Origin of the sequence: Hydrocarboniphaga effusa AP103, from assembly GCF_000271305.1 — a bacterium.
GTDB lineage: Bacteria > Pseudomonadota > Gammaproteobacteria > Nevskiales > Nevskiaceae > Hydrocarboniphaga > Hydrocarboniphaga effusa.
The window spans coordinates 2,202,186-2,228,136 of sequence record NZ_AKGD01000001.1 but is presented as its reverse complement, the minus strand read 5'-3'; the positions used below and the strand labels follow the sequence as shown (position 1 = coordinate 2,228,136).

Genomic DNA, 25,951 nt, shown 5'->3' with positions numbered 1-25,951 from the left:
GGCCGGCGGCGGATGCTGCCGGCGTGGTTTGATTCTATCGCTGGTCGTCAGATCGTCTCGTCGGTTTCCTCCTGTTGCCGGGTCTTGGCCTGCTCCCTGGACTTGATACGTGCTTTGGCGATGTGACTGCTGTGCCGGAAGCGATAGGACTCGTTGCCGGTCTCGACGATGTGGCAGTGATGCGTCAGTCGATCCAGTAGCGCCGTGGTCATCTTCGGATCGCCGAAGACGGACGCCCATTCGGCGAAGACCAGATTGGTCGTGATGATCACGCTGGTGTGCTCGTAGAGCTTCGACAGCAGGTGAAACAGCAGCGCGCCACCGGCCTGCGAAAACGGCAAGTAACCCAGCTCATCGAGGATCACGAGGTCCAGATGCATCAGCTGGTGCGCCAGCCGGCCAGCCCTTCCAGCGGCTTTCTCCTTCTCCAGCGTGTTGACCAGCTCGATGGTCGAGTAGAAGCGCACCCGCTTGCCATGGCGGGCGACGGCTTCGATCCCCAGCGCCGTGGCCAGATGCGTCTTGCCGGTGCCAGTACCGCCGATCAGCACGATGTTCTCGGCCTTCTCGGTGAAGGCGGTCGTGGCAAAGGTGGTGATCTGCCGGCGGTCGACCTTCGACTGCTCGAAATCGAAACCCGCCAGATCGCGGTGGATCGGAAAGCGCGCGACGTGCATCTGGTAGCGGATCGAGCGCATCGCCCGGTCCGTTGATTCGGCCTGTACCAGCTGCGTCAGCAGGGTCTCGTAGCTGGTCAGGCCCGTCGTCGAGCCTTGTTCCAGGCCCTCGGCATAGCAAGCCGCCATGCCATACAGGCGCAGCCGCTTCAGATCATTGATCAGATCAGCCATGGCTCAGCTCCGTACGCAGCGTGTCGTAACGCTCGGTATCGGCAATCGGCGCCGCCTTCACCTGCAGGGAGGTCTCGACCGTCTGCGGTGGTGGTCCCTCCCTAAGTCGCGCGAGGACATTGAGGACGTGCTCGGCGCTGGGCCGACCGCTGTCGAGCACCAGTTCGACGGCGACCAGCACCGCCTCCAATCCGTGCGTCGGCACCGTCATGAGCACCTGTGCCATGACCTTGTCGCCGCCGTCACGTTTGAGCAAAGCCCGACGCAGCCGTTGCAGCGGGTCCGGCAGATCGGCAAACGGCGCACCGTTTCGCAGCGCACCGGGCTTGCGCTCGATCAGCGGCAGGTAGTGCTGCCAGTCGTAGACGACATGATCGCGATCGACGGCGCGGGCATGCTCGGCCACGATCGACTGATCGGCGACGATGACAATGCGCTCCGGATACAGCCGCACGCTGACGCGATGGCCCGCCAGCCGACACGGCACTGAGTAGCGATTGCGGGCGACCGACACCAGACTCGTGCTCGACACTCTGGCCGGCAGCTCGACGTAGCCGTCAAACGGTGTGGGCATCGGCATCAGCTGTGGCTGCTCGTGCTCCCAGGCCTCGCGGATCGTCATGCCGGAGAAGTCCGGGTGCGGCGCTGACCAGGCCTCCATGCACTGGGTCGCCAGCCAGACATTGAGCTCGGCGAAGCTGCCGAATCGCTGCTGCGTAGCGTCGAGCCAGATCCGGCGACGGGCATCCTGCACGCCTTTTTCGACGCGACCCTTCTCCCAGCCGGAGGCGACGTTGCAGAAGTCGGGATCGAAGAGATAGTGCGCCGTCATCGCGGCGAAGCGCGCGTTGACGACGCGACCGCGATCCTTGCGCGGGGTCTGGTCGACCGCCGTCTTCATATTGTCGTAGATGCCGCGCCGGGCGACCCCGCCCAGCCCGGTCAGGCAGCGCGTGTGGGCGTCGAAGAGCATCTCGTGGCCCTGGCTCGGATAGGCCACGAGCCAGAAGGCGCGAGAGGCGCACAGCTTCATGTGTGCCAGCTGCACCTTGCGCCAGATGCTGCCGATCACGAGGCGCTCCTCGCTCCAGTCAAACTGGAAGGCCTCGCCCCAGGTGAAGGTCAGCGGCACGTAGACCGCTCGGGCGCTGACCGCACCCAGCTCGGCGCGCCACTTACGGACAAACTCTGTGACGCGCGCGTAGCTGCCGGTGAAGCCCTGGTCCTTGAGCTGCGCATGCAGCTTCAGGGCGGTGCGTTGCTCTCGACGCGGACGGCGCGAATCGGCCTCCAGCGCCTTGCGCAGCCACTGCTCGTGGTCCGTGATCTTCTTGGGGCCGGCAGGGCGCCGGTACTTCATCTCGCTGCGGGTCGCCTCCCGCAGCCACGCCTTGATCGTGTTTCTCGACAGGCTCGTGCGTCGTGCGATCTCGCTGATCGATAGCCCGTCCCGAAGCCGCATCCTGCGGACTTTCGCGTATGTCGCCATGGTGTGCACCTCTTCTCCCTGCTGGGCCTTAAACCCCGCAGGCTAAGTCGGAACACCCTGGTCAATTTTCCGCGAGCAGATCCTCGATTTGCTGGTCAGTTTTCAGCGAGCGGCAACAGTAATCAAGCTCGCCTAGCACGTAATAGTCGCTTACGCCCCCTTTTACTTGGACAACATCGCGAGCGTAGTCTTGTTTGGCTGGCGATCTAATTCTGCTATCACCATATTTTCGGTTATTCGCCTGAATAACGAAGGCATGTAGATCGTTCGCTGTAGATTCGACGAGTGACGAGAAGGTCTTCGTATCTTGGTTCCATTCGAGCGCAAATATCGCGTCAACTTCGCCGCGCAGATCGCGTCTGTAGGCGATGTTTGTGAGGTCGCTGCAAATCAGAACCGAGAAGACAAACTGACGATGGGCATAGAGGGTGGGTTTTTCCCAGCCTCCCGTCGGCTTGAAAAAATTGTCTGTCTTACCGGTCAGCTTTCTCAGCTCGATTCTTTCGCCGTGAGCGGGTTCAAACTTTGGCTGGAGTACCACGACACTACCAGCGTAGCCTGCCCAATACGTTGTCAGCGAAACAAGGCAATCGTTCCGCAGTTTCCTAGTAGCTCTGTCTCGATGGTATTCCACTCCGGCAAGGAGTGAGACGCCATTAGTGGCAAGTTTCCTTGCGGCGCGCAGAGCCCAGCGAAGGGGGATGCTAAGCTCGGGAAAAGCAATATAGTCGGGAAGTTTTTTCTCTTTTAGTATCCGATTTATTAGCCCGTTAAATGCAACGTAGCGTTCTATCGAACGGTCCTGCTTGCCTTTCGCTGCTGCTTCCCACTGTTCCACTGATGTTCCGACGCTGGTAACGGCGATTCTTACTCGATCTCGTGGCCTTCCGTTGGCAACAAAATACGATACTGTTGCTCGATCGTTGCCACCAGCAAATCCCAGCGTGTCCGACGAGATGACCTCCGCGCCTCTTATGGTCCGGATAGCATCCCGGAAAAGTTTGCTGTCAGAAAGGCACTTCGGGGCAACAAGGCTTATTTCGTCAACCCGAAGGGGGCGTGTGGGGAACGCTAATGCTGGCCAGTGAGGCCGCTTTAGATCGGTAGTTTCCTGCCTAAACCGCCGGATTGCGCCGAGCCGCAGTTGGCGTCTCACCGCCAAAGTCTTCGGAATCTTCGGTCCATTCTCATCGTCGGACTGATCCTGAAACCAATAATCTTTGTATGGCCTTCGGCCCCAGTCCGCGAGGAGCATTTGCTTTACGAGGGTCTCCAGAGTTGCGACTGTGGAAGGAACCGTTAGTGACTTCCACAGTGCTTTGATACTTCGAAGAACTCCTAGATAGCCGGGGGTAACATCGACGGACCTCGCTGTCGCTGCCTGCAGGCCGACTTGCAGGAGAGCGAGGGCGTACTGCTGCTTGCAGAATGCGAAATTATGAGTGCCCTCGCCTTCGCCAAGAGTTGTTGTTCTTTCAATCAAGTCGCATATCGACGATAGCTTGGCCACGAGACTCTTCGCCTCCTTAGTATCACCACAACTCAGCATCAGGCCGAATACGCGAGGTACATAGCCAAAAAACTCAAAGAAGCCCTTGGGGGTGATAACATGTCGATTCACCAGTCCATAAAACTCGGAGCGAATTTTGCTCCAAGATCGAGGCCGAAGATCGGCTGCATAGGTTTCGATGTCGCTGAGGAGCAGTGAAAATCCGAGGCGCCTTACTGAAACAACGTCTGCCTTTCGCAGAGCATCTGCTTGGAGTGCAGCGTTCGGCGTTGCGAGTAGCGCACGTGATGCCATCGCTATACTCGTGTCAGGTACCGAAGGTAGAAGCCGGTATTCACTTGACTGCTGACGAATTTGGTCTCGGATGTGATGTACCAAATCAGCGCCGTGAGCGGACGACAAGGCAAATATTTTTTGCTTTGGCCCCGCGAAGATCAGCTTCGAGTCCTTTGCATAGGGCAGGTGCAGTTGAAGTGATAGTGGCCCCTTGCCTGCATCAACCACTTTGACCATTGGATCAAGCGTCTCAGCAATTCGTCTGGCGACTTGTCCTGCCCCCCCGCTTGATTCTTCCGCCGTTTCCAGTACGAGGAATACGTCATCGACGTATCTTCCGTAGTAGATCGGCTTCAATTTATCAGTCACCGCATAGTCGAAATCTGCCAAGAGTACGTTAGCGATGATCTTCGATGCAGAGAGACCAACCGGAATTGCGCCCTCCGGCCGAGTTCTGAAGTCGGGCGTCTTTTTGTACCAAGTGCCGATGGCTGTGAGGAGTTGTTTTGTAAAGCGACGTTGCGCGGTCGATAGCTCTATACGTTGGGATTCCAAAAACGATTTCTTTAGCAAGAAATCGGGGGAGACTCGATGATAGAACTGCTCAACGTCCATCGTGATGGCGAGAATGCTTTTCCCTTCGTTGAGCGCTCCCTCCATTGCTGACAGCCCGCCTTCTCGCCACTCTCTATATGCAGAAAAGTATGGTGCGAAAAGTGCAGGGGTGGCTAAATTGACGCCTCCAAATGCGGCCTCCCGGTACGAGCGTCTAAGTCTATTTCCGAAGGATGCCTTTCTGTCGAGCACGGAATCGTACAGATGCCCGACCAGCATAATCCAGAGCGAAGAGATGATCTGAAAATCTACGGTCGCCCGGATTACCAGGCGCAATGAGGCGGGCGCTCTTCTACCCGTGTCATTAAAGCGATGCAACCAGTCCTCGCAAGGATCGAGCGCTCGAAAGTGACCTTCGCTCTTCTGCTCCCATTCTGATGTGTCGATCGATTTTGGAAGGAACGCATAGCCTCCAATAAACGCAGGGTCCTCGAACCAATTTGCTTTCCGAACTGTCAATCGGGCGCGAAGCCGCTTCAGATTTGAATCAAGCGACTGCTCATACTTGGTATAGGCCACCGCATGGAAGTGCGTATTCTCATAGAAGGCCTCGGCCTTAGCCTTCCTGTAGGCCACATAAAGATTTCCGAGGTCAAAGAAATCTTCCTCAGATAAGGCCATGGAAGTCCTTTTCTATTTCAAAGCCACGAAACTTCGAACTCTGCTTAAAGCACAGAAAGCGCTTTCGATTCATGGAGGGTATTTTGCCGCAGTTAGACAGGTGGAATGCTCCCCCCACCAGTTGGTGGGGGGAGCCGAGTTGCCATACAAGATACATCCGTTTACTGACCTTATTGCGGTCTCCCGCACACAGCTCTGGCGCTGCAACCCACGTTACGACGTGACCGGACGATACTCGGGAGTCACCCCACGATTTTTCATTCGCTGCCTCCTGTTCAATTGATCTGATTGGCGCCGGTTTCACCCAGCTCCGCTCGACTTCGACGTGGGAAAACGACGGCACCACCCGTCCATCTTCCGGCCCCGGCACCACCCGGGTTCCAGCTCCACGCCTCAGTCTTCGCTCACCGCTCGATGGGGCACGTGCCCCGTAAGCACCTTTTCGACCGCTGTAACTTTCGTACCTTCTTTCGAAGAATGCGCTGCACTTCGACCGCATCGTTTCGCGCATCGCCGGATTTCTCCAGCCTCCTACTCATCACGCTCCTGCCAGCCACTTGACCCGGGAACCACCCCGGCGTGACAGGCTTTTCCCGCGTTAGTCATCGGGTTCACCGCTTAGCTGCTGGACATCACGTTTCGGGCGTCGTGCGTTGCACGCTCCCCGGATTTCTCCGGATTTCAGTGTGGCGAGATTCCCAAGCCCATCACCTACCACCCTCACGCTTGCATCCACGGTCAGCCCCACTGGAGGGGGCGTCACAGCATCACCGCTACTCGCAAAAGCCTCTGTCGCGCAGAGGCCGTTACACGCTTGAGCTATCACAATGCCCAGCAGCTTTCGCCACCGGGTCATTCCTGTCGCCGGACCTGCCCTTTGGCAGACCCGCTAGGCCGATCGACTTATAAAACTTTCGCTTCCTTCGTCGATCGCAAGAACCCACGTGTTGCGTACACGTGCGACCGTCACCGGCCACCCGCGAGTGGTATTGACGTGTTCTTGGCGGTATTCCCGCCTTGAACACTCCCACTATTCCCGACACAGGGGTGATCTCGTTACCGAGACTCCCGTTTCCGCGTCGCCCAATCTCACCGGCGACGAACCGGCGAGGATTGGGTCGTTGCAAGGAATTTCACCTTGCAGCTCCCATTGCAACCGGACGAGCTCCATTACGAGCATCCGGCTACGGCGGTCTGCGGACTGGTTAGGCCCGCATGGTCGGCAACAAGCCGACCCGTGCTTTCGAGCGGGGGCGGTAACCCCCTCATTCCTGGTTGGTAGCCAGGTACATCACGCGGTGGTCACGCGCCCCTTGGTTCGAGGCACTTGAACAGTGTTCAGGGCTGGAACATCTCCCTCGCGCTGGGGAATGAGGCCGTGTACCGGAGCGGAAGACTGTTTCTGCGGAGCCACTTCGGCTCCCTAGGAATCTCTTCTACTGAGGTATGCCCTTCCATGGAAACTATAGTGACGTTGCATGCCGGCTCGCCGGCTGGAGCCGGCTATGACCCGCTGGTACCCACCACGGTCACCGCTGCCATGCGCCTATTGCTTCTCGATGTCAGCCGCGGCTACACGCAGTACGTATCCGGAACCGTCCCCGCCGACCGCGCATTAGCTCTTTCGGCGAGATTTCATGAGCGCTATGACCTCGCCGGCGACAAGGTTCAGAAGTCGCGCCGGCGTGCGAAAGGTCAGGCGGTGTTCGCCTTGCATCTCTTCCCGCAGGCCGGCACCACCGATCTCAACTGGTGGCTCCTCAGAACCGAGGGAGACCATCCACTGCTGACGATGGAACGCTGGCGGAATGCCAACGATGTAAGGTCGGCGATCACCTGGTGGGGCCGATACGAGCTTGTGCGCGAGCCGGTGCCAGTAGCCCATCGTAAGAAGCTCGCAGGGCCGGCCGGCAAACCCATCAAGCCGGTCATGTGGACCTGGCGCTTCCGCCGGCAGGTGATGGATGAGATGCGCGCCCACATCCGCCACTGTGTGCAGCATCCGGATGATCGCCTTCGCCAGCTGGTCAGATCGTTGTCGGTTGCACCTGGGTGGCGCCAGATTCGAACGCAGGTCAAGCAGCTCTACTTCTATTTGGACCAGCAGCAGGCCCAGTACCGCATACCTCCTGGCCAGCGCGTGCAAATCCCTTCGACGATCCGGTGGACTACGCCGCGCACGGTGCAGCGGGTACCGTTGTCGGTCCTCTGTCGGCGGGCCGTGCAGGGTCAGGAGAGCTGGTTTCCCCAGAGCGAATGGCCTACCAGCCCCAAGTCGTAAGCGCAGGTTCCGGCGCTGAACACTGTGTGGTCAGCCCAGCCAATTCCGGCTGGCGCTTACCTACTGGAGATGCCCCATGTTCCTTTCGACCCCTGACGTCCCCGAAACCCGCCCCCTGAAGATCACGATGCCCACCAGCGCCTGGAAGCAGCTCGATGAGCTGGCCAAGGTGTACGGCACCCAGAATGTTGTCGAACACACGATCTCGACCTACCTCATGGCCGCTTTGAAGAAGGAGAAGCGCCAGACCAGCAAAGGGATGAAGAGCGGCGGCGTTTAGCATCGATGCTGGTCGGTCGGCACTCCGCCGGCCGACCAGCCTTTTCCGGGGCTGAACTCTGTTCAGGTGACAATTCGGAACCGCCCTGCCTTCCCGCTTGCGGTTTTGCCTGGGGATCGTCGCGCTCACCGCTGGGAGGAGCGAGAGGTCACGGAGGTTGACAGCTTGACGGGCCCAACCTTCGCGCGGCGCCGGTTCAGCCTTCGGCGCCTAGCTTTGGACATGGGCAGTCCAACTCGAAAGCCACCGTCAATGAAGACCCGGCCGTCAGGGCCGCGCCGTTCAACCGCCAGCCGGCCTCCTGCACTGGATTCTGTTGATCTTCAACTCGCGACGCTCGTTGACCGCCCCCCCGCGGCGGGCGATTGGGTCTACGAGATCAAATTCGACGGCTACCGGCTGCTAGCGCGCCGTTACGAGAATGCCGTAGCCCTGCGCTCCCGGAATGGTTTGAACTGGAGTGACACTTTTCCGTTCGTTCGAGATGCACTTGGCGCTCTGAACACGATGTCGGCAATTCTCGATGGCGAGCTTTGCTATGTCCGTGACGACGGACTCACGAGCTTTCAGCGCCTCCAACGCGCATTGCCTCGCGGTGGCGGGGAGGTGCCGCGCGAGGAACAGAGACGCCTGGTCTTCTACATATTTGACCTTCTGTTTGTGGATGGCGAAGACCTGCGGCCACTGCCGCTCCTTGCCCGCAAGGAGCGTCTTCAGAAGCTGCTTGGCGACAAGCCGACGTGGCCTCTTGCCTATAGCGCTCATCTTGAAAGCGACGGCAGGACCGCATTGACTCAGGCCTGCCACGCCGGCCTGGAGGGTCTGATCGCCAAGCGTGCCGAGTCTCCGTACGAGGGCTGTCGCAGCACATCCTGGCTCAAGCTCAAATGCCACAAGCGTCAGGAATTCGTGATCGTGGGATTCCTGCCGGCAGAGGGCTCTAGGATCGGCTTCCGTTCACTGCTCCTGGCCTCGCGCGAAGGCGGCGAACTGCGCTTCAACGGAAAGGTCGGGACCGGCTTCGATCACGAGTTGCTGACGCAGATCGGGCGCCAGCTTCAGCAGCGGGTGATCGACGAGCCCGCCGTTGCCAATCCCCCTCGACTTCGGAATGCCGTCTGGGTGAAGCCAGACCTGGTCTGCGAGGTTGAGTTCACCGAGATGACGCAGGACGGATCGTTGCGCCATCCCTCATTCCAAGGTCTACGTCAGGACAAGCCGGCGCGGCAGGTCGTGCGCGAGCGTGCAAAGGACGTAGAAGCCGTGGTCAGCAAGTCGCGCGGTCGCAGCGTCCGGGCTTCGTCGGTCAACATCACGCACCCAGATCGCGTCATCGATCCGACTTCAGGCGTCACCAAGGGAGAGCTGGCGCAGTACCACCAGCAAGTTAGCGAATGGATTCTGCCGTACGCGGACAAGCGGCCCCTGGCCCTGGTCCGCTGTCCGCAGGGAAATGCGTCGCAGTGCTTCTTCCAGAAGCAGAAGCTGCCCGGCTTCTCCGACGAGATCGAAGCCACCAAGGTTGCGGGACACGACATTCTTTTCACGCGCTCCGCGCGGGGCCTGCTCGAACTTGTGCAGTTCAATGCCGTCGAGCTGCACGGCTGGGGCGCGACGGCGGCCGATCCTGACCGTCCCGACTGGTTGGTGATCGACCTCGATCCCGATACTCACTTGCCGTTCTCTGCCGTCGTCGAGGCGGCGCAGGAGGTTCGGGGCATCTTTGACGAGTTGAAGATGACTTCCTTCGTGAAGACGACCGGCGGCAAAGGCTTGCACGTCGTGGTCCCGATCCTTCCGAAAGCGGACTGGGAGACAGTGAAGGGCTTCACCCAGTCCGTCGCCACGGCGCTGGCGCAACATGCACCCGCGCGCTACGTCGCCACGATGACGAAGGCCAAACGCGTCGGAAAGATATTCGTCGACTACCTGCGAAATGGACAGGGCGCGACTGCGGTCCTGCCTTATTCCCCGCGAGCCCGGCCGGGTGTGACGGTCGCCATGCCGGTGGCTTGGCGCGACCTTACGCATCTCGACCCTCGCGATTTTGATGTGAGGTCTGCCCCTGGTTGGCTACGCAAGCGCCGGAAGGACCCGTGGGCCGACTTCTTTTCCGTCCGGCAGACGCTGCCGGATTTCGATGCTCCCGCAACTCAAGGAAGGAGAAAGCGATGACGGACAATCCCCAGCTACGCAATTCACCGGATTCGAAGCGCATCAACGTCAACGAGGCGCACGAAGTCAGCTACTGGACCAAGGCACTGGGCGTGAGCGAGCGCCAGCTCCGTGATGCGGTCGAGAAGGTTGGCACCTCGGCAGAAGCGGTGCGGAAAGCCCTGGCGAAGTGATGCCGGGATTTGACTCGACGGCGGCCCTCTCATGAGGGTCGCCACATTCAACATCAACGGTATCCGATCGCGGTTACCGGCACTCCTCGACTGGCTTGACCGTGATCAGCCCGACATCGTGTGCTTGCAGGAACTCAAATGTACCGACGCCGCCTTTCCTGAAAGCGCCATCGCTGAGGCAGGCTATCAAGCCATCTGGCATGGCCAAGCCTCATGGAACGGTGTGGCCATTCTTTCGAAAGGCTCCGAACCCCTTGAGACGCGGCGTGGACTACCGGGCATGGGCAAGGACACCCACAGCCGATACCTGGAAGCAGCAGTGAAAGGCATCATCGTGGGGTGCCTGTACTTGCCCAACGGAAATCCGCGGCCGGGTCCCAAGTTCGACTACAAACTCGACTGGTTCGACAAGCTCATTGCGCATGCGCAGGCCCTGCTGGAATCGGGCCATCCAGTGCTGCTCGCCGGGGACTTCAACGTCGTGCCTACCGATGAAGACATCTACAACCCCAAGTCCTGGTTGAAAGATGCGCTGATGCAACCCGAAAGCCGCGAGCGATATCGTCGATTGCTGGCACAGGGGTGGACAGACGCCCTGCGCGAGCAGTTCGCCGATGAGCGTGTCTACACCTTCTGGGATTACTTCAGACAGCACTGGCAGCGCGATGCCGGATTGCGCATCGACCACGTCCTGTTGAGCCCCGACCTGGCGAAACGCCTGACCTCGGCGGGAGTGGATCGGTGGGTACGCGGCGAGGCGCATGCCAGCGACCACGCGCCGACGTGGGTAGAGTTGAAAGCCGCGAGAGTCGCAAGGCGAAGACGGCCTGCCAAAGCTGGGGACTGAGACCGCCGCGCGGGGCGCTCATTTCGTCGAACTCTCCCCGAGGACTCGAAGCGAGAGCGCATACCTCTTTGAGGTCGCTTCAGCCCGCAGGAGGTCGAAGGGGCACAGGCTGCGCCGGTGTCACCCATCCATGGACGGAGAAAACAGTGAAAATTACTCACATTGCCGCAGCAGGCATCTGCCTTGCCTTGAGTGCCCCCTTCGCTCACGCCGCGGAACCGATGCAGCCTTCAGGCCTCGTCGAAGCCATGCTGTCCAACAGTGACAAGGCATTCTTCGAGAACGCCGCGTCTGCCGGCATGTTCGAGATTCAGGCCAGCAAGCTGGCGCAGACCAAGGCCAGCGACGCGCAGGTCAAGAGCTACGCAGAGAAGATGGTCAGCGATCACACGGAGGCTGCTGCCAAGCTCGAAAAGCTGGCCGCTGCCAAGAAGGTCACGCTGCCGACCTCGCTTTCCAAACATCACCAGATGATGCTGGACCGTCTCAACAAGGATTCCGCAGGCGCGGACTTTGATGCGGCGTACAAGCGGCAGATGATCGTCTCCCACAAGGAAGCCGTTTCGCTGTTCGATCAGGAATCGAAGAAGGGACAGGACGCGGACGTGAAGGCGTTTGCGGCCGAGACCCTGCCGAAGCTTCAAAACCACGGCGGCATGGCTCACGACCTGCTCCCCAAGAAATCCTGATCGGCGAGTGAGCCTCGGTGCTTGCACCTCAAGCACCGAGGCTCACGCTTGATCATCCACGGTCTCGCTTAGGGACTTCGACATTGGGAAACGATGACCCATGCTGGATCATCTGACCGCCGTCGATTGGGGGCAGTTGCTCGTTCCAGATTCGAGCATCGCCGAAATGGTGGTTCGCGGAACACTGACTTATCTGTTCCTCTTCGTGATCCTGCGGGCTTTCCGCCGACCCACCGGCCAGTTGGGAATTGCGGATGTGTTGCTGATCACCATCCTGGCCGACGCCGCGCAGAATGCGATGGGTGGCAGCTACGAGTCGATCAGTTCTGGCTTCACGCTGATTGCGACGATCGTGTTTTGGGATCGCCTGATCGATTACCTGTCCTGGCGATACTCCTGGTTCACGCCACTTGCAGACCCTCCGCCCGCGGTACTGATCAAGGACGGGAAGGTCGATCGAGCAGCGCTACGCCGGTTCAAGATCAGCGATGAGGATTTGCTGACTCACCTTCGACAGGGTGACGCCGAAAGACCCGATGACGTCAGGCTGTGCCTGCTTGAGAGCGATGGACGAATCAGCGTTCTGAAGCGCTAGAGACCACCCAACCGGCATTTATGCACGTAGTCGTCACTCAACACACAGGAGAAATTCATGGCACAGAAAAAAGCTGCCAACCAGACACCGGTTCAGCGCGATGAGAAAGCGCAGAAGTCGGATTCGGTTCATCAGAAGGCTCGCGCGCACGAACATCAAAGTGCGCAAGGCAGTACCGGACAGCGCTCCAAGCACGATCGCTGAAAAGCGCTTTCACGGCAGTGAGCGGCACCCATCCCACGCAAGGAAGCGAGGAGCATCACTAATGAAAGGACTTGTTTACAACGGACCACGCGACGTGAGCGTCAACAAGGTCGCTGATCCGAAGATCGAAAAGCCGACCGATGTACTGGTAAAGATCACCACCTCCAACATCTGCGGCTCGGACCTGCACATGTACGAAGGGAGAACCAGCGTCGAGAAGGGCAAAGTTTTGGGCCATGAGAATCTCGGCGTCGTGGTTGAGGTCGGCGCAGCGGTTGAGCGCGTAAAGAAGGGCGACCGCGTTTGTCTTCCCTTCAATATCGGCTGCGGCTTTTGCAAGAACTGTGAACGTGGCTATACCGGCTTTTGCCTCACCGCCAATCCCGGCATGGCGGGCGCCGCCTATGGCTATGCCGAGATGGGACCCTATCAGGGCGGACAGGCCGAGTACCTGCGGGTACCGTACGCCGACTTCAACTGTCTGCTCTTGCCGCCCGATGCGGTAGAGAAGGAAGACGATTACGTGATGCTGTCGGACATCTTTCCGACAGGTTTTCATGCTACAGAGCTGGCCAAGGTAGGACCTGGGGATTCGGTCGCCATCTATGGCGCAGGACCCGTCGGTTTGATGGCAGCCCATTCGGCTTTCATCCGTGGCGCTGCCAAGGTCATGCTTGTCGATCGACACGCGGACCGGCTCAAGCTCGCCGAAAAGATCGGCGCGATCCCGATCGATGATTCCAAGGTCGATCCCGTCGAGGCCATCATGAAGCTGACGGGCGGTGAAGGCGCTGACTGCGGATGCGAGTGCGTGGGCTGGCAATGCCATGATCCCTCGCACGGTCATGAGATCCCCAACATGACCATGAACAACCTCGTGAAGTCCGTGCGCCCGACCGGCCGCCTGGGTGTTGTCGGCGTATTCGTGCCGGAAGACCCCAAGGCAGAGGACAAGCTCGCCAAGCAAGGGCAGATCGCCTTCGACATGGGCCTGTACTTTCAGAGGGGCCTCTCGATGGCCTGCGGACAGGCCAACGTCAAGGCCTACAACCGAAAGCTACGCGATCTGATTCAGGCCGGCAGGGCGAATCCTTCCTTCATCATTTCCCATCGCCTGAAGCTGGACGAGGCGCCGAAGGCCTACGATAAATTCGATCAGCGCGGCAATGGCTGGACGAAGGTTGTGTTGAAGCTTGCGGCTTGATCTGGACCGATTGAATGAAAGTGCCGCTGATTTGGCGGCATTTTCATTTTACTGAGCTTGCGTAAATCGACGCGCCTTCTACGACATGGGTGCTACGGCCTATCTATCCAGAAATGGCCCCGACGGCACGGATGAGTCGGACTTCAATCGATTCGCGTCCAATAACCATCAGGTGGATGGTAAATCCAATCAGCGCCGCAATGATCACACCGATAGGGGCGTGACGCACTCATTTCTGGGTGTGCAGAAATTCGAATAGGTTTCACGCCCGCGGGGCACATCGGCGTCTGCGGTTCGGCATCGAGCTGACCGCAGCTAGAGCAGGTCGGCATTTGCTGATTGGGCGGCTGATCACGAGTCATCTAGCTCTCCAAGATTTCGATTGCAAACCTGCAGCGGCGCGCCGCTATCGAAGAACGGACTAGGTAAGTCAACTGCTGGCTCAGATGGGTTCGACCATGCAAGCCTTGCTCCCCAATTCAGATACGTCGGCTCGAATGTAGGAAGTATCGCACGCCCCAGAGCCTCGCGGTGACAGCGGTATGATGGCCTCGGAACGGACTCTACAGGTTAATAGCATGGCTGCAGCAACCGAATCGGATTCGCCTTTTGCTTTCGCACCGGAGGCGGTCATCTCTGCCGATGCTTCTGGCATGATCATCGGTTGCAATCGTGCTGCGCAAACACTTCTGGGTCGTTCCGAAAGTGAAATGGTCGGGCAGCCGATTGAAGCAATCGGTCTTGCTATTCCTCTGCCGTATGCAGGGTCCGGATTAACAAGGCAGGTGATCAAAGGCGACGGTACGGCAACTGTTGCGCAGATTTCGACATGGTTGCAAGGCCATGGCGGGAACGAAATTCGCCATATTCTGCTTCGCCTTCCGTCGAAAGTACCGCAGAGTTTGGCTGACGCTCGGCTTGCCGCTATCGTCGCTTCCTCCGACGATGCCATCATCAGCAAGACGCTCGAAAGCGTAATTACATCGTGGAACGACGCGGCCCAGCGTCTCTTCGGCTATTCCGAGCAGGAAGCACTGGGCAAGTCAATTTTAATGCTGATACCAGAAGAGTACGCCCACGAAGAGGACATGATTCTTTCCCGGCTACGAGTCGGAGAACGAATCGAGCACTACGAGACCGTGAGGCAGACCAAGGATGGTCGGCGTATCGAGGTCTCACTGACCGTGTCACCGATCCGGGATGAGAACGGTGTGATTGTCGGGGCTTCGAAGATCGCGCGTGACGTAACTGACCGCCGTGCTGCAGAGCGCGCGCTGCGTGAGGAGACCCAAGCCCTTGAGCTGATCAATCAAACCGGAATGCAGTTGGCGTCCGAGCTCGATCTGCAAGTTTTGCTGCAAAACGTCACCGACGCCAGCACACAGTTGACCGGTGCTCAATTCGGTGCGTTCTTCTACAACAACGTCGGCGAGCAGGGCAACGATTATCTCCTATACACATTGTCAGGAGCACCACGCTCGGCCTTTGAGAATTTTGGTCACCCTCGGGCAACGGCCCTATTTGGTCCTACCTTCAGAGGTGAACCACCCATTCGCCTGCATGATGTGCTTGAGGACCCGCGCTATGGGTTGAGCGCTCCGCACTTTGGAATGCCCCGGGGGCATCTTCCGGTCCGGAGTTACTTGGCCATTCCCGTCGTTTCGCGGTCCAGCGCCGTTATTGGAGGCTTGTTTTTTGGCCATCCAGAGCCGGGAATTTTCACCGAACGTGCAGAACGCGTTGTCGTGGGCATTGCAGCGCAGGCCGCTATCGCCATCGACAACGCTCGGCTGTACGAGGCGATGCGAAGTGCGTCAGCTGAGCGCGAGAATCTGCTGGAGAGTGAGCGAGCTGCTCGCAGCCACGCAGAGCGCATGAGCGCACTCAAGGACGAATTTCTCGCGACGCTATCGCATGAATTGCGCACGCCGCTGAACGCCATCCTGGGGTGGGCACAAGTGCTACGGCACAGCGACAAGGGCAAGCAAGATTTCATGCAGGGGCTGGATGCGATAGAACGAAACGCGCGTGTGCAGACCCAATTGATCGAAGATCTTCTGGACATGAGTCGCATCACGTCTGGAAAGGTGCGTCTGGATATTCAGCCCGTCACTCCTATGGCCTTCATACAAGCGGCCGTGGACGCTGTGCGCCCGGCTGCCGACGCGAAGGGAATTCGATTGGAGCTTATCCTTGATCCTCTCGCGGGTCCCGTTTCCGGTGATCCGGGACGGCTTCAACAGGTCATCTGGAACCTGCTTTCGAACGCCATCAAGTTCACTCCCCGCGGCGGGAAGGTGCAGGTTGTACTGGAGCGCGTCAACTCGCACATCGAGATCAGTGTTGCCGACAACGGTGCCGGCATCAGCCCAGACTTCGTTCCGCATGTCTTCGAGCGCTTTCGACAGGGAGATGCTTCAACGACCCGTTCCCACGGCGGTCTCGGACTCGGCTTGTCCATCGCCAAGCACATGATCGAACTGCATGGGGGCAATATACGTGCGAAAAGTCCCGGCATCGGAATGGGGGCAACTTTCACCGTGTTGCTGCCGGTGACTATCGTGCATCGACAAGTCGATGAGCGTCGCGAACATCCTCGGTCGGCCAATGTCTCGTCTACCGACTATAAAACTGTCGACCTGACCGGAATTTCCGTGTTGTTACTCGATGATGAACCCGATGCCCGCGAGTTGGTGGCTAGGCTTCTTAGAGATTGTGGCGCTGAAGTTCGCGTCGCAGCCGATGCATACCAAGCAATCGCACTGCTCCGCGAGACCAAACCATCGGTGCTCATCAGTGACATTGGCATGCCGGAGATCGACGGGTACGAATTTTTGTGGCGCGTGCGTGCGCTGACCGAGGTTGAGGGCAGCAAAGTTCCGGCTGTCGCACTTACAGCTTTCGCGCGGTCCGAGGACCGAACCAAAGCGCTCCGGGCTGGATTTATTGCGCACGTCGCCAAGCCCGTTGAGCCATCCGAACTGGTCGCCACAATCGCGACGGTGGCTGGGCACCGATTCAACTAGCGGCCGAAGAACGAGGACACTTCCGCCAGCATATGATGCTCAGCTTTCAGCGCGTGGCATGGCCGATGGTCAATGGAAGTCGCGTGATGCAATCGGCAATGAACCGATCCACTGTGAGCAGTCATCAATCTCCTTTGCGATCACGTGGATCACGCTTTGCTGATTCTGAAGTTCCCCGCGAACCACCATAAGAGTGGAACCGAGTGCCGCGCCGCGATAGCGGTCAAGAACGTGGGCTTTGATAATCAGGTTGGTGACACCCGTTTCGTCTTCCAGCGATGCGAACACCACGCCGCTGGCCGTCTCTGGTCGTTGACGATGCGTCACCAATCCAGCCACGCAGACCGTTGAGCCGTCTTTGTAGATATGCAGACGGCCGGCCGGGACAGCGTGAAGCCGGTCCAAGCGCTGGCGCAGATATGAAAGCGGATGTTGTCCGAGTGTCAGCCCGATCGATTGATAGTCGGCAAAAGTTTCCGCTGTGTCGCTCGGGGCGTTCAACTTGATTGCTTGGTCCTGAGCGGCTCGTCCGCGCAGTGCGCCTGGTAGACGCTCGATGCCAGTCGCACGCCAGCGGGCTTCGTTGCGGTGTGCAGTGAGATTTCGCAAGGCACCTGCGTGAGCCAGCAGATCAAGGCTGCCCCGGTCGAGTGCTACTCGATGTGCCATGTCCTCAAGACTGCGGAACATCTCGGCATTTCGCTGTGCGACGATTCGGCATGCCACGTCTTCATGGAGGCTTCCCACCATTCGAAGCCCCAGACGAACTTCGGGCTCCCCGCGTTCGCATGGCTCAAGCGTGCAGTCCCAGTCGCTGTGGAGCACATCGACCGGCCGAAAGACAACACCTGCGCGGCGCGCATCGTTGACGAGGCTGGACGGTGAGTAGAATCCCATCGGTTGCGAGTTCAGCAGCGCCGCTACAAAGGCCGCGTGCTCATTGCAGCGTAGCCAGCAACTGACGTAGGTGATCAAGGCAAAGCTGGCAGCATGGCTCTCGGGAAAGCCATAGCCGGAGAAGCCGAGAATCTGCTGGTAAATCTGTTCCGCAAACTCGGCGGTATATCCACGCTCGACCATGCCCGCCAGAAGGCGGTCGCGATACTTTTCGAGATCGCCCCCGCGCTTCCACGCGGCCATCGATCGACGCACCTGGTCGGCCTCGCCTGCCGAAAAGCCGGCCGCCACCATCGTGATTTCCATGACTTGCTCTTGAAAAAGCGGTACGCCGAGCGTTCGTTCCAGCACCTGCTTCAGCGCCTCGCTCGGATACTCGACCTGCTCCAGCCCCTGCCGCCGACGAAGATACGGATGCACCATGCCACCCTGGATCGGGCCGGGCCGGATGATGGCCACTTCGATCACGAGATCGTAGAAGCGCCTGGGCTTGAGACGCGGCAGCATCGACATCTGCGCTCGGGACTCGACCTGAAACACGCCGACCGTCTCGGCGCGGCCGATCATGTCGTAAGTCTTCGGGTCTTCGGCCGGGATATCGCCGAACGAGAACGGCTTGCCGCGAAAACGGCTCACGAGTTCGCAGGCACGTCGCACCGCGCTGAGCATGCCTAGCGCCAGCACATCGACCTTGAGCAAACCCATCGTGTCGAGATCGTCCTTGTCCCACTGGATGATCGTGCGCGCTTCCATCGACGCATTCTCGACCGGCACCAGCGTGTGCAAGGGGTGATGCGAAATCACGAATCCGCCCACGTGCTGCGACAGGTGACGCGGAAAACCGACGATCTCATCCACCAACGCGACGAAGTGCTGGATGAGTTCGCCGCCCATGTCGAAGCCCATGGTCCGCAAATTGTCCTGAAGGCGACCGAGGTCATCCCACCACGTCAGGCTCTTGGCCAGCGCATCGACTTGTTCCAGCGTGAAGCCGAGTGCCCTGCCCACATCGCGGATCGCGCTGCGCTTGCGATACGTGATCACCGTGGCCGCTATCGCTGCGCGCTCGCGTCCGTACTTTGTATAGACGTACTGAATGATTTCTTCTCTGCGCTGATGCTCGAAATCGATGTCGATGTCCGGCGGCTCGTTGCGTTCCTTCGAGACGAAGCGCTCGAACAGCATGTTGAGTCTGGCGGGATCAACCTCCGTCACCCCGAGGGCATAGCAGACGGCCGAGTTCGCGGCGCTGCCGCGACCCTGGCACAGAATCTCCAAGCGCCGGGCCTCGCGCACAATGTCTTCCACTGTGAGGAAGAAGTGCTCGTAGCCCAGCTCCTCGATCAGTCGATATTCCTTGTCGATCAGCGCGCGGACGTGCTCGGGACAAGCGTCCGGCCAGCGACGCCGGATGCCAGCCTCGGTCAGATTGCGCAGATGCTGGATCGCGCTCAGTCCTGCCGGCACCAACTCGTGGGGATACTCGTAGCGCAGCTGGTTCAGGCGAAACGTGCAGCGTTCGGCGATGACGAGCGATTGCTGCAACAGCTCCGGTGGATACAGCCGCTTCAATCGATGCAGCGGACGCAGGTGACGCTCATGGTTGGGGTACAGCTGCTGCCCCGCTGTTTGTACCGAGCAGCCGTTACGAATGCAGGTCACGACTTGCTGTAGCGCGCCGCGCTCACGGATGTGCATGTGTACGTCACCAGCTGCCGTCAGCGGCAGCCCGGATTGCTCGGCGAGTTCGCGCAGTTTGGCGAAGCGCCCGCGATCCTGCGGATGCAGCGTGCGCTCCCACGCAATCCATGCGCGGCCATCGAAGTGTTCGCGCAGCCATGCGGCTGTCTCGGGTAGCGGCACATTCGCGCCTCGCGGCAGCCACGGTGGGCTCCACAGCACCAAGCCATGCCGGATGGTGCGGACGAAGTCGGCGTAGTCCACCGAGTAGCGGCCCTTCTTGGAGCGGCGCCGCGCCTCGGTAATCAAGCCGCAGAGTTCGGTATAGGAATCCGGGCTGGTGACCAGCACGGTCAGTACATTGCCATCGGCGAGACGAAACTCACTGCCGACGATCAGGGCGAGTCCAGTCTCGCGACTGGCCTCATACGCGCGCACGATGCCGGCGAGCGAGCATTCGTCGGTGATCGCGATCGCCGCATAGCCCAGTGCGTGCGCCTGCCTGACCAGCTCGCGCGGATCGGACGCGCCACGCAGGAAGGTGAAATTGCTGACGCAGTGCAGCTCGGCGTAGCCGCTCATGACCAGTAGCCGTGCAGCATCCACCGCAGACTGTGCTTGTCCTGGTAGACCCAGAGCTTGCGCCCATCCGGGCCGCGCGCCTGGAAGTAGTCGCGCTCGGTCGGTGCCTCCCACCAGCCCACGGCAATGCGCTCCGGCGTACCTAGCAATTCGGCCGGCCGTTCGATCTGACGCGGCTCCGGCAGCAACCATGTCGGACGCGGGGGCGTTTCCACCTCAACGTCGTCCTGTCCCGGTTGAAGCTTGCGCCAGGCACGCTCGGGGCGATGATCCGATGCGGCCGCCATGCTCCAGATCGCCTCCGATCCCCAGCGCGCACGCAGCTTCTCGATCAGCGTATTCCAGTCCTGCAAGCGCTTGGCTGCGTTGTCAAACAGATCGTGCTGCGCGACGTTCGGCGCAACGAAGGATTCGGCGCGTAGCGTGAGTTCCACCACGCCACCGGGAAGTTCAACGCGCTCGAATCGCTGCCGGGTGATGAGCAGGAAGTGCGAGGCATCGCGTGACGCCATCGATAGCCCAACCTCGACCACGCTGCGTGAGTGGTCTTCATGCAGCAGGTCGATGTGAAATCGCATCAACCCGCTGTCACGCGCGCGCAGGTATTGCTCCAGTTCCACCAGCAAACGGCGCAGTGGAAACAGCAGCCCTTCCACGGTTTCGATGACGCCGAGCATCTGCCAGCGACGCACGAACGTCTCGGGTGGCACGATCGCGGGGCGAGGATCAGCCGCCTTGCCCAGCAAGCGACGCAGGTACCGCGGCACGACCGCTCCGAAGCGCCGCGCAAGGGACTCCGCGGGAATGCGCAGGACATCGCCCGCCGTCTGCATGCCGCTGCCGGTGCAAACTTTGATCGCCTGCTCGGGCAGGCGCAGCGTGGTAAGCGGCTGTCGCTTGAGCCAGACACGAAAGCGTGGGAGCGAATCGAATACCAGCCCGGCCTGAGCTGCGAGCACCGCGCCTTCGATGGTAGGTGCCAGCCCGGGGCGAACGGTGAGGCTCTGCTCGCCGATGCGTTCATTGACGAATCGACGTAGAGCATCGAGGCCGCCGAACAGGCTCAGACTGGCTGAGACCTCGACGACCACAGCGCCTAACGGTGCATCGCCGAACCAGCGCGGCTCCTCGGTGATGAGATGGACCGGGGCGCCTAACGTGTAGGCGAAGTAGGCCAGTTGTTCGAGTGCGGCGCGTTCGGCTTCGGGTCGCCGCTCGATCTGCGTCAGCGAATACAGCGCGAGTGCCGTTCCCAACTCCATGCCGGATGCACAGGCCGCAGTGGTATCGACGATCCACCGACGATTGCCCTTGCTTTGCACGATCGCCACGTCGGGCCGGTCGGCGGCGTCGAGCGATTCCAGCGAAAGCCGAGTGGGATAGAGGCACAGCCAGAGCATCGCCGCCTCATGCCGCCAGCAGCCAATGCTGCCCGGTGCGGCCGCCGCGGCACTTCAGTATCTCCACATCCGTGCCATTCGCCGTCGGACGCAGACATAGGCGCAGCGCCGCATGCGAAGCCTGAGCGGCGGCCGACAATGGGCGCATCAGGATGCCCATGGAATTGGCGTTCTCGGCCGCGCGCTGTAATCGAAGCAGAGCTTCCGACGTGGTGCGCTGGCCCCACGCCACCACCATGCCGAAAACACCGGCATGCAACGACTGCTCGAATCCCCACGGCACTTCATCCTGCGATGGCGGCTGCATGACGACCAGCCGAGGCAGCACCACACCGGCCTGTGCAAGCGCCGGTGCATAGGGGATGTACGGCGGCGCCATCAGCACGGCACGGCTGCCACCCTGCGTCAGTCGCGCCATGATCGGCAGGATCAGCGATAGCTCGCCGACACCGGGTTTGGCGTGCAGCACTTCGGTCAGCGCGCCACACGGCAGACCACCGCCGGGCAGCAGCGCGTCGAGCCCGGCATGCCCGGTCGGCAAGGCCTGGACGCGCTGGTTGACCAGACCGCGCCACACACCGGGAATCTCCAGTACGGAAGCCAGTTCCTTCATCGCCGGTGCTCGGGACGAATCAGCCCGACATAGCGGCCCAGCACCTGGACCTCGCCGGCCTCGTAAATTTGCGGCGAGTAGCTGGCCTGGTCATCGTTTTCGGAAAGCAGATGGACCTGGCCGCCCTTGCGCTTGCAGCGTTTCAAGGTCAGCAGCAGGTCGTCGGTCTTCTTGTCCGGCACCGCGGCGGCCACGATGCCAGACGTGGCATCGGGGTCTTCGTGGATGGCCACGATGTCGCCGTCGAGCACGCCGAGGTTGAGCATCGAGCGGCCGGATACGCGGAACAGGTGTGTGGCGCGGGGACGAAACAATTCGGGATTGACCTGCACCCATTCCTCGATGTTCTCGGCCGCCGTCAGCGGCGTCCCGGCAGCGATGCGCCCGACCAGCGGCAGCTGGTCAATGCGTACATCCCCGACGAGGTGATCCGCTGAAGCCAGCACCCGGATGCCGCGCGCCGAGTGCATCTCGAAGTCGATGTAACCGAATTCGGCCAAGCGGAGCAGGTGCTTGCGGATACCACTCTGATACAGCCCGAAATGGTCAGCGATTTCCACCTGCGAAGGCGGCCGACCGCCGTCCGCCGTCGCCCGGATGAGGTATTGCAGGATGGTGGTCTGGCGGTCGGTTAAAGGCTGCATGGACGAGGTGTTAAAATTATCACTTCACGATTAGACTGCGACCGAGCCCGGCCCGGTGTCCAGCCCCGATTTGGACCTCCTGAGGCAAGTGGCTGATTAGCCGTCTGATCTCGTCCGGATTGCGTTGCCATGTCCGATTTGTCTCCCCAACCGTCGAAGCTGGGCCGGATTCACAGCCAGCGACTGCGCGCGATGTACCGCTCGGCAGGCTGGCCGTGTCTGGATACTGTCGAAGTCGAGCTACTGGTTGCCGGGCTACTGGAGCGGGTTGCCAGTTCTGCCGGCATGGAGACGGTCCGCGTTACTGACGCCGGTCTAAAGCACATCGCCGACTCCCTGATGCGAAACCGGGCGGCGCTGGATGCCCACGAGGCGCTGGTCCAGCGGGTCGCTGGTGAGCAGGCCCGCAACGACCGTATCGTCTACACGAGCCTGGCCCTGCGCGCGAAACCAGCCGAGGACTGGCTGGTGATGCGGCCGGACGTGTTCAGCATTCGCAACACCACGGTCGAAGACTACGTCGAACCCATCATTCACGAGATCAAGGTGCGGCGGGCCGACCTGCTGTCGGACCTGAAGAAACCGGAGAAGCGCGGCGGCTACATGGCGCTATCGTCCGAGTTCTACTTCGTGCTCGCCGAAGGCATCGCCAAGCCCGAGGAGATTCCGGAGGACTGCGGCGTAATCGTCGCGCGCAACGATGGCGTTCTGGAGCGTGTGCGCTGTTCGCCAAAGCGCGCTGCCCGCCTGGGTTTCGCGACCTGGATGGCGCTGGCCAAGGCCGAACGCCTGCGCGGCTTCGACGAGCCGACGCCGGGTCTCTGACATGCCCGCGATATCGGTCCGAGAACTGTGCGCATTCGGTGCCAAGCGCGGCGATCTGGACCTGCGATTCACGCCTGCGCCGACAGCAGAAGAAGGCATCGCGGCTCATGCCGCTGTGGCGGCCCGACGCGGCGCGGGCTACCAACGCGAGATTCGCATCGAACATCGACACGATGATCTGATGGTCCGCGGACGCGCCGACGGCTTGAGGCCGCATCCGATGCGGCTGGAGGAAATCAAGTCGCACCGCGGCGATCTGGAACGCATGCCGGCGCATCATCGCGAGCTGCACTGGGCGCAGCTCAAGATGTACGCCACGCAGTTCTGTATCGAGCGCGACCTGGCTGATCTGGAACTGGCACTGGTCTACTACGACGTGGACCGTCAGCGGGAGACCGTGCTGCCACGCGTCTTCGCACGCGCGGAGCTGGAACATTTTGCGGGCGAGCTTTGTGAAAGCTACCGCACCTGGGAAAGCGCACAAGAAGCTCATCGCGAGCATCGCAACGCAGCGCTGACGCGAATGGCATTTCCGCATGCCGACTTCCACGCCGGTCAGCGGAGATTCGCCGAAGCCATTTACCGCTCGATTCGGGATCGACGGCCACTGATGGCCCAGGCGCCCACCGGTATCGGCAAATCGATCGGCTCGCTGTTCCCTGCATTGAAAGCGATGTCGCAGGGCTTGATCGACAAGGTGTACTACCTCACCGCCAAGACCTCGGGACGTCGATCGGCGCTCGACGCCTTGGCCGCACTGTCTTCCGGCGACGAACCAATCCCGTTGCGGGTTCTGGAACTGGTTGCAAGAGAGAAGTGCTGCGAGCATCCCGGACGGGCTTGTCATGGACAGGCATGTCCATTGGCGAAGGGGTTCTTTGATCGGCTGCCTGCCGCCCGCGCCGATGCTGCCCATGCGCAGCGACTGGATCAAGCGAGCGTTCGGGCCGTCGCGTTGCGACACGACATATGCCCGTATTACCTCGCGCAGGAGATGGTCCGCTGGGCCGATGTCATCGTCGGCGACTACAACTACTACTTCGATCGCAGCGCGATCCTGCACGCGCTGATGCTGGCGAACGACTGGAAGGTTGCCGTTCTCGTCGATGAAGGCCACAACCTGATCGACCGTGCCCGCAGCATGTATTCGGCGGAAATGCACCAGAGGGCCGTTGCGCCATTGCGGAAGGCAGCTCCCGCAAAGATCAAGCGATCCTTGTCCAGAGTATCCACGGCCTGGCGACAGATCGTGGAAGGCCAGCATCAAGCCTACCGCGCCTACGACATCTGCCATTCCGCGCTGGCCGATGCGCTGCGCGGCGCGATTGCAAAGATCGGCGAACACCTTGCCGAAGAACCTGCCGCCATTGCACCTGAGCTTCAGCGCTTCTATTTCGACGCAATGGCCTTCATCGAACTTGCTGACGAATTCGGTGACCATGCGCTCTACGATGTGACGCTGGATCGAAACCATACCTCTGCAACCGCCACGATTCGCAACGTCGTTCCCGCGCGTTACTTGGCGTGTCGAATTGCAGCGACAGGCAGCGTCACGATCTTCTCGGCGACCTTGAATCCACCGAACTTCTACCGCGACCTGCTTGGGTTTCCCGTGGAAACGCCGTGGATTGATCTTCCGTCACCGTTTCGCCCCGAGCAGCTGCGTGTGAGGACTCACCGTGTATCGACACGGTTGGCAGATCGAAATGCTTCCTTGCCCGTCATCGCGGACCTGATCTACCAGCAGTTTCAAGAGGCGCCCGGCAACTATCTGGTGTTCTGCTCCAGCTTCCAGTACGTCAGACAACTCGGCGCCGAGCTGGCGTTTCGGCATCCTGGGTTGCCACTCACCACGCATGAGCGTGCGAGTGACGAAACCAGCAGGGCATTCTTCCTGGACCAATTCAGATCAGGAACTCCAGTGGTCGGGCTATCGGTTCTGGGAAGCATTTTCGCCGAGGGCGTCGATCTGCCGGGCGAGCAGCTCATCGGTGTCTTCATTGTCACGTTGGGCCTTCCGGAACCCAGCGAGGTCAATGAAGAAATGCGGTCGAGGATGTCATCCATCGTTGGAGCGGCCGCGTACGACTACACGTATCTGTTCCCTGCATTGCAGAAGGTCGTACAGGCAGGCGGGCGCGTCATCCGCGGCATGAGTGATACCGGCGTTCTCCATCTGATCGACGATCGCTATGCCCGCACTGCGACGCAGCGGTTGCTGCCACCGAGTTGGCAACTGAGAGGGGCCAGCAGCGCTCTGCTTGAGTAGTGCGCTTTGGCTTTGCATCCGTCGAAACAGTTGCAGTCCGCTTTTGCGTTGTGAACGAAGTGTGCAGTTCGCTGTGGGCGACGCGTGGGCGGCTTGTCCGTCCACCGAGCACGAGCGCAGACTCAGAGCGATCGTCCATAGCGAAATGCACACGGTGGCCGGCTGTTTGGCCATCGTCCACAACAGCGGGCGCGCGATCGTAGGA

The 25,951-nt window shown here is 60.4% G+C and carries 19 protein-coding genes; 12 read left to right on the top strand and 7 right to left on the bottom strand.

Features of this window, described 5'->3' with window-relative positions:
- Positions 1–47: 47 nt before the first annotated feature.
- From istB to WQQ_RS09770, 3 genes are all read right to left on the bottom strand, one after another.
- Positions 48–851: an IS21-like element helper ATPase IstB gene (istB, locus tag WQQ_RS09780; RefSeq protein ID WP_007184994.1), complete on the bottom strand. Its 804-nt coding sequence runs from the start codon at positions 849–851 to the stop codon at positions 48–50.
- The gene (istA, locus tag WQQ_RS09775) at positions 844–2,340 is read right to left on the bottom strand and encodes an IS21 family transposase (protein WP_040453142.1); all 1,497 of its coding nucleotides are present in this window, start codon (positions 2,338–2,340) and stop codon (positions 844–846) included. Before istA ends, istB begins: the two co-directional genes overlap by 8 nt.
- Positions 2,341–2,401: 61 nt before the next feature.
- Positions 2,402–5,362, bottom strand: coding sequence for an RNA-directed DNA polymerase (locus WQQ_RS09770; protein ID WP_007184993.1), 2,961 nt, complete (start codon positions 5,360–5,362; stop codon positions 2,402–2,404).
- Positions 5,363–6,830: 1,468 nt separating this feature from the next.
- Here WQQ_RS09770 and WQQ_RS22970 point away from each other — a divergent pair.
- The 10 genes from WQQ_RS22970 (at position 6,831) to WQQ_RS09730 (ending at position 16,836) form a co-directional block, all read left to right on the top strand.
- Positions 6,831–7,643 (top strand): hypothetical protein, encoded by an 813-nt coding sequence (locus WQQ_RS22970; RefSeq protein WP_007184992.1) that lies wholly within the window; start codon positions 6,831–6,833, stop codon positions 7,641–7,643.
- Between the two features lie 76 nt (positions 7,644–7,719).
- Positions 7,720–7,923 carry a hypothetical protein gene (locus WQQ_RS09760; RefSeq protein WP_040453309.1) on the top strand — a complete coding sequence of 68 codons (204 nt, stop codon included), beginning with the start codon at positions 7,720–7,722 and terminating at the stop codon, positions 7,921–7,923.
- Positions 7,924–8,175: 252 nt separating this feature from the next.
- A complete protein-coding gene (gene ligD / locus WQQ_RS09755; protein ID WP_007184990.1) occupies positions 8,176–10,098 on the top strand; it encodes a DNA ligase D in 1,923 nt (640 codons plus the stop codon).
- Positions 10,095–10,271 (top strand): DUF3606 domain-containing protein, encoded by a 177-nt coding sequence (locus WQQ_RS23685; RefSeq protein WP_007184989.1) that lies wholly within the window; start codon positions 10,095–10,097, stop codon positions 10,269–10,271. The genes ligD and WQQ_RS23685 overlap by 4 nt, the downstream gene beginning before the upstream one ends.
- A gap of 31 nt (positions 10,272–10,302) precedes the next feature.
- Positions 10,303–11,118: an exodeoxyribonuclease III gene (locus WQQ_RS09750; protein WP_040453307.1), complete on the top strand. Its 816-nt coding sequence runs from the start codon at positions 10,303–10,305 to the stop codon at positions 11,116–11,118.
- Positions 11,119–11,264: 146 nt separating this feature from the next.
- A complete protein-coding gene (locus WQQ_RS09745; RefSeq protein WP_237715041.1) occupies positions 11,265–11,807 on the top strand; it encodes a DUF4142 domain-containing protein in 543 nt (180 codons plus the stop codon).
- A 100-nt stretch (positions 11,808–11,907) separates the two neighbouring features.
- On the top strand, positions 11,908–12,402 hold the full coding sequence (locus tag WQQ_RS09740; RefSeq protein ID WP_007184986.1) for a DUF421 domain-containing protein: 495 nt from the start codon (positions 11,908–11,910) through the stop codon (positions 12,400–12,402).
- A 57-nt stretch (positions 12,403–12,459) separates the two neighbouring features.
- Positions 12,460–12,606, top strand: coding sequence for a hypothetical protein (locus tag WQQ_RS24295; protein WP_157534570.1), 147 nt, complete (start codon positions 12,460–12,462; stop codon positions 12,604–12,606).
- A 61-nt stretch (positions 12,607–12,667) separates the two neighbouring features.
- Positions 12,668–13,810, top strand: coding sequence for a glutathione-independent formaldehyde dehydrogenase (locus WQQ_RS09735; RefSeq protein WP_007184985.1), 1,143 nt, complete (start codon positions 12,668–12,670; stop codon positions 13,808–13,810).
- A 578-nt stretch (positions 13,811–14,388) separates the two neighbouring features.
- Entirely contained in the window at positions 14,389–16,836 is a 2,448-nt protein-coding gene (locus WQQ_RS09730) for a PAS domain S-box protein (protein WP_192812953.1), read from the top strand.
- A gap of 69 nt (positions 16,837–16,905) precedes the next feature.
- On the opposite strand, the gene WQQ_RS09725 is transcribed toward WQQ_RS09730, so the two are convergent.
- Genes WQQ_RS09725 through lexA form a run of 4 tightly spaced genes read right to left on the bottom strand, consistent with a single transcriptional unit; the run spans position 16,906 to position 22,652 of the window.
- Positions 16,906–19,995, bottom strand: coding sequence for an error-prone DNA polymerase (locus WQQ_RS09725; RefSeq protein ID WP_007184983.1), 3,090 nt, complete (start codon positions 19,993–19,995; stop codon positions 16,906–16,908).
- Positions 19,992–21,395 carry a Y-family DNA polymerase gene (locus WQQ_RS24020; protein ID WP_007184982.1) on the bottom strand — a complete coding sequence of 468 codons (1,404 nt, stop codon included), beginning with the start codon at positions 21,393–21,395 and terminating at the stop codon, positions 19,992–19,994. The genes WQQ_RS09725 and WQQ_RS24020 overlap by 4 nt, the downstream gene beginning before the upstream one ends.
- A gap of 7 nt (positions 21,396–21,402) precedes the next feature.
- Complete coding sequence (gene imuA / locus WQQ_RS09715; protein ID WP_007184981.1) at positions 21,403–22,008, bottom strand: translesion DNA synthesis-associated protein ImuA; 606 nt, start codon at positions 22,006–22,008, stop codon at positions 21,403–21,405.
- Positions 22,005–22,652 carry a transcriptional repressor LexA gene (gene lexA, locus WQQ_RS09710; protein ID WP_050997615.1) on the bottom strand — a complete coding sequence of 216 codons (648 nt, stop codon included), beginning with the start codon at positions 22,650–22,652 and terminating at the stop codon, positions 22,005–22,007. Before lexA ends, imuA begins: the two co-directional genes overlap by 4 nt.
- 129 nt (positions 22,653–22,781) lie before the next feature.
- On the opposite strand from lexA, the gene WQQ_RS09705 reads away from it, so the two are divergent.
- Complete coding sequence (locus WQQ_RS09705; RefSeq protein ID WP_050997614.1) at positions 22,782–23,477, top strand: hypothetical protein; 696 nt, start codon at positions 22,782–22,784, stop codon at positions 23,475–23,477.
- 1 nt (position 23,478) lies between these two features.
- The gene (locus WQQ_RS09700) at positions 23,479–25,746 is read left to right on the top strand and encodes an ATP-dependent DNA helicase (RefSeq protein WP_007184978.1); all 2,268 of its coding nucleotides are present in this window, start codon (positions 23,479–23,481) and stop codon (positions 25,744–25,746) included.
- Positions 25,747–25,951 lie beyond the last annotated feature (205 nt).